6 protein-coding genes are annotated in these 4,012 nt (G+C 63.8%); 5 read left to right on the forward strand and 1 reads right to left on the reverse strand.

The annotated features are described in order from the left end of the window. Positions 1 to 208, forward strand: a 208-nt coding sequence (locus AUC71_RS13035; RefSeq protein ID WP_158007844.1) for an S-adenosylmethionine:tRNA ribosyltransferase-isomerase, incomplete at its 5' end; no start/stop codon positions are given. Then, entirely contained in the window at positions 205 to 1,332 is a 1,128-nt protein-coding gene (gene tgt / locus AUC71_RS13040) for a tRNA guanosine(34) transglycosylase Tgt (protein WP_069624606.1), read from the forward strand. The genes AUC71_RS13035 and tgt, both read left to right, overlap by 4 nt. Here the strand turns inward: tgt and AUC71_RS13045 are convergent. Beyond that, entirely contained in the window at positions 1,238 to 2,275 is a 1,038-nt protein-coding gene (locus tag AUC71_RS13045) for a DMT family transporter (protein ID WP_069624607.1), read from the reverse strand. The two genes, tgt and AUC71_RS13045, sit on opposite strands and share 95 nt — an antisense overlap. 93 nt (positions 2,276 to 2,368) lie before the next feature. On the opposite strand from AUC71_RS13045, the gene AUC71_RS13050 reads away from it, so the two are divergent. The 3 genes from AUC71_RS13050 to AUC71_RS13060 all read left to right on the forward strand — a co-directional run bounded on the left by AUC71_RS13050 (position 2,369) and on the right by AUC71_RS13060 (position 3,714). Beyond that, positions 2,369 to 2,776 (forward strand): dihydrofolate reductase family protein, encoded by a 408-nt coding sequence (locus tag AUC71_RS13050; RefSeq protein ID WP_069624608.1) that lies wholly within the window; start codon positions 2,369 to 2,371, stop codon positions 2,774 to 2,776. 193 nt (positions 2,777 to 2,969) lie between these two features. Then, positions 2,970 to 3,296: a hypothetical protein gene (locus AUC71_RS13055; RefSeq protein ID WP_069624609.1), complete on the forward strand. Its 327-nt coding sequence runs from the start codon at positions 2,970 to 2,972 to the stop codon at positions 3,294 to 3,296. Positions 3,297 to 3,498: 202 nt separating this feature from the next. Then, positions 3,499 to 3,714, forward strand: coding sequence for a hypothetical protein (locus AUC71_RS13060; protein ID WP_069624610.1), 216 nt, complete (start codon positions 3,499 to 3,501; stop codon positions 3,712 to 3,714). Positions 3,715 to 4,012: the final 298 nt, after the last annotated feature.

Consider the following 4,012-nt stretch of genomic DNA (forward strand, 5'->3'; position numbering starts at 1 on the left):
CATCTTCATCACGCCGGGCTATCGCTTCCGCTTCGTCGATCGCCTGTTGACCAATTTCCACCTGCCGCGCTCGACCTTGTTCATGCTGGTCGCCGCTTTTTCGGGTCTCGACACCATGAAGCGGGCTTACGCGCATGCCGTTGAAGAACGGTACCGCTTCTACTCCTACGGCGATGCCTGTCTGCTGAGCCCGGCGGAGCGGTTATGAGCGCTCCATTCTCGTTTGAACTGAAAGCGAAGGACGGGCGTGCGCGGACCGGCGCCATCAATACGCCGCGTGGGCTGATCCGCACGCCGGCCTTCATGCCCGTGGGCACAGGCGCGACGGTGAAGGCCATGTTCCCGGAGGACGTCGCCGCCACCGGCGCCGACATCATTCTCGGCAACACCTATCATTTGATGCTGCGGCCGGGCGCCGAGCGCGTCGCCAGGCTCGGCGGCCTGCATAAGTTCATGCATTGGGAAAAGCCGATCCTCACCGATAGCGGCGGCTATCAGGTCATGTCGCTCGCCAAGCTCAGGAAGATCAGCGAGCAGGGGGTCACCTTCCAGTCGCATCTGGACGGCGCCACCATCGAGCTCACGCCGGAACGCGCCATCGAGGTGCAGTGCCTGCTCGGCAGCGACATCCAGATGGTGCTCGATGAGTGCACGCCGTTTCCGGCCACGCACGAGGAGGCGAAGCGGTCGCTCGATCTGTCCATGCGCTGGGCGGAGCGGTCAAAGGCCGCCTTCGAGACCATGAGCGCACCGGGCCAAGCCCTGTTCGGCATCGTGCAGGGCAGCATCTATCCCGACCTGAGGGAGGAGTCCGCCCGCGCGCTGACCGGGATCGGCTTTCCCGGCTACGCGGTCGGCGGTCTTGCGGTGGGCGAGGGGCAGGAGGCCATGTTCGACACGGTCGAGATCACCACGGCCTTCCTGCCCGAGGACCGGCCGCGCTATCTCATGGGGGTGGGCACGCCGCAGGACATGCTGGGCGCCATCGCGCGCGGCATCGACATGTTCGACTGCGTGATGCCGACGCGGTCGGGGCGCCACGGTCAGGCCTTCACTTGGGGCGGCCGCATCAATTTGCGCAATGCACGCTACGCTGAAGACGCGACGCCGCTCGATGCCGAGAGTAAATGCCCCGCCGCCCGCTATGAGCGCGCTTACCTGCATCACCTCATCAAGTCGGGCGAGATGCTGGGCGCCATGCTGATCTCCTACGCGAACGTGCAGTTTTATCAGGAGCTCATGGCGAAAGCGCGCGCGGCGATCGGGGCGGGGAATTTCGTTGCCTTCGCCGAGGATGTTGCGCGACGCTATGCCGTAGACGATGAGAGCTGACCGCTATTGCGGCGGGTCGACCGTGCGCGGCGGGACCGCCTTTGGCCGAGACCTTGCGCTCCCGCGCCAGCAAATAGAGACCGGCGAGGATGACGATGCCGCCGCCGCCGAGCGTCCAGCCCGTCGGCACGTCACCGAACACCAGGAAGCCGCCGACCGACATCCAGATCAGCCCCAGATAGATGTACGGCGCGAGCACCGCCGCGGGCGCCATTCTGTGCGCAAGGATCAAGAACCAATGCCCGAGCCCGCCCCAGAAGCCGAGCGTGGCGAACAAGAGCCACAAGAACCAATCGTCCGGCGACTGCCAGTCGGCGAAAGCGAACGGCGTCATCACCAGGACGCCCACCAGCGGCGTATAGGTCTGCGTCACCGACGGGGGGTCGAACGCGGCGAGGTAGCGCGTCGCGATGTTGTAGAGCGCGTAGCCGCAGGTGGCGCCAAGCACGAGCAGCATGGCCCAATGGACCTCGCCGAGACCAGGATGCATGACCACGAGCACCCCGAGAAAGCCCGCGGCGATGGCGAGCATGCGGTGCAGGCCGATCCATTCGCCGAGCAGCGGCCCCGCAAGCCCGGCCACCAGGAGCGGCGTGAGGAAAAAGATGGTGACGGTCTGGTCGAGCTGAAGATATTTCAGGGCGATAAAGTTGAGCGCCGTCGTCAGGATCATCATGCAAGAGCGGAAGATCTGGATCAGCGGTTTCGCCGAGCGCAGCGAGGGCTTAAGCGCGAAGGGCCACAAGACCAGCGCGCTGAACACCACATGGCCCGCAAAGCGCAGCCAGGTGGCCTGGCTCGTGGGGACGTGGTGATCGTCGACCAGATACTTGACCGTGATGTCGAGCAAGGCGAAGCAGACCGTCGCCAGCGCCATGAGGCCGATCGCCTTGTAGATGTGGCTCGGATCGGCGGAAGCGGACGGAGTCGGGCGGGGCGTCATGGGGGTGCCTGCATGAACCAAACTATGTGGACCAAACTTTGCCAAAGCGCCATTGGCCGATAAAACAGATGGCCGTTTCTCGAGGAGGACCAGTTGGCTGACATTCGCGCCATATGCGCCATAGGCTTACGGGGGCAGCTTGGCCTCGACGGCCGGCTTCCGTGGGAAGGGAACAAGGGACGCGACTATGTCGCCGACGTCGCCCGCTTCTTCGAGGTGACACGCGGTCACGTGCTCATCGCGGGGCCGAAGACGGTCGCCTCGATCCCGGCCTTCGCCTATGAGGACCGCACGATTTGCGAGATCCGCTCCAGCCACCATCCCGAAGAGGTTTTCGCCTGGTTCCCCGACCGCGTGGTCTACGTGGGCGCGGGCCCGCCGGTTTGGGACGTCTATGCGCCCTATATCCGCCACTGGGACATCAACCGCCTGCCCTATGACGGCGAGGCGGACCGCTGGTTCGATCCCGCTTGGCTCGTGGCCACTGTGGACGGGGACTGACGGGCGGCGCGTTTCCGGCCGACGCGCCGTGGGCGGGTCAAGTTCCCGCGAACAGCCCGAAATCGCCGTATTTCGGCTTTATCGCACCTGCGAAAAGATGTTTCGCCGTGACACGGCCAAGGCTAACATTTGCGCCACGACCGGAGGCTGGGCACCTTCCGGTTGCCGTCAAGGACCCCAGATAAACAGACTGATGGAAGCCCCCGCGCGGACGCTTGCCAAGGAGACGGCTATCGCTGCCACGGAAACAGAGTTCACCGCCGAGCAAGTCGGCTGGCGTTTCGCGCTCGGCACGGTGATTCTCGTCGGCGCCTACATCGCCTGGCCGATGATCCCGTTCGTCATGGCGGCAGATCTCGACCCGGGCTTCAAGGCGGGGCTTTCCGGCCTGCTGGGCGCCACGCCGTTCCTCTCAAAATTCGTGGCGGTCGCCGTGATGGGCCGCCCGGCCTATTATTTCCTCAAGCGCAACGTCTACGCGCGGCTGCGCCGCCGTTTCGCCGGAACGCCGGCCGAATAGACGCCAAAAGTCTCCCATATTGTCGCCGTTACGCGCTGCGATACGGCATTCAGGAGACATCACGCCGTGTTCATCAGCCGGTCACGCTTCGTTGAAGCGTAGGCGAGGAAATGTGCCGGAGAGTTGAGTTTTCCGTGAGCGGTGTTCGGTGCTCTCTTTGCCGCGCGAGGCACTCTTGCCTCCCCAAAGAGGAGACACCGCCATGAAGAAGATTCTCATTGCAGCTACGCTGATCGGCGCCTTTGCAGCTCCTGCGCTGGCGATGGACAGCTTTTACATCGTCTTCGATAACACGACGAAGAAGTGCACCATGTCGCGGTCGGCGCCGACCGACACCGCCAAGTTCGCCATGATGGGCGAGTACGGCTCCGAGGCCGACGCGCACATGGCCATGAAGGGCATGACCAAGTGTAAGTAAGCCTTCGCTTGCTTGGTTCCGTCTCAAGGCCAAACTTCAGTTGCACAGCCGCTCTCGTTCTTCGAGGGCGGCTGTGTTGCATCGAAGGCGTGTCATGAGCCTGGAGGCCAGGCAATGAAACCCCGGCCGGAAGAACCCGACCGGGGCTGGCATTTGCCGGAGAGATAGTTTGAAGGGCTATCTCGTCGTCAATTTCTAGGTTTAGCCGAGCTTCAACGGCTCAACGACAACCGCTTTCTCGTGATGGCCGAAGCAGCCGCCGAGGCCGATGGTTGCCGAGATGATGATGGCACAAGCG

The organism is Methyloceanibacter marginalis, assembly GCF_001723295.1.
GTDB classification, from domain to species: Bacteria; Pseudomonadota; Alphaproteobacteria; order Rhizobiales; family Methyloligellaceae; genus Methyloceanibacter; species Methyloceanibacter marginalis.

What these genes read in the sequence shown, in the direction of transcription:
- AUC71_RS13045 (WP_069624607.1), bottom strand. Translation starts at nt 2,275, where the DNA reads ATGACGCCCCGCCCGACTCCGTCCGCTTCCGCCGATCCGAGCCACATC.
- AUC71_RS13055 (WP_069624609.1), top strand. Translation starts at nt 2,970, where the DNA reads ATGGAAGCCCCCGCGCGGACGCTTGCCAAGGAGACGGCTATCGCTGCC.
- AUC71_RS13060 (WP_069624610.1), top strand. Translation starts at nt 3,499, where the DNA reads ATGAAGAAGATTCTCATTGCAGCTACGCTGATCGGCGCCTTTGCAGCT.
- tgt (WP_069624606.1), top strand. Translation starts at nt 205, where the DNA reads ATGAGCGCTCCATTCTCGTTTGAACTGAAAGCGAAGGACGGGCGTGCG.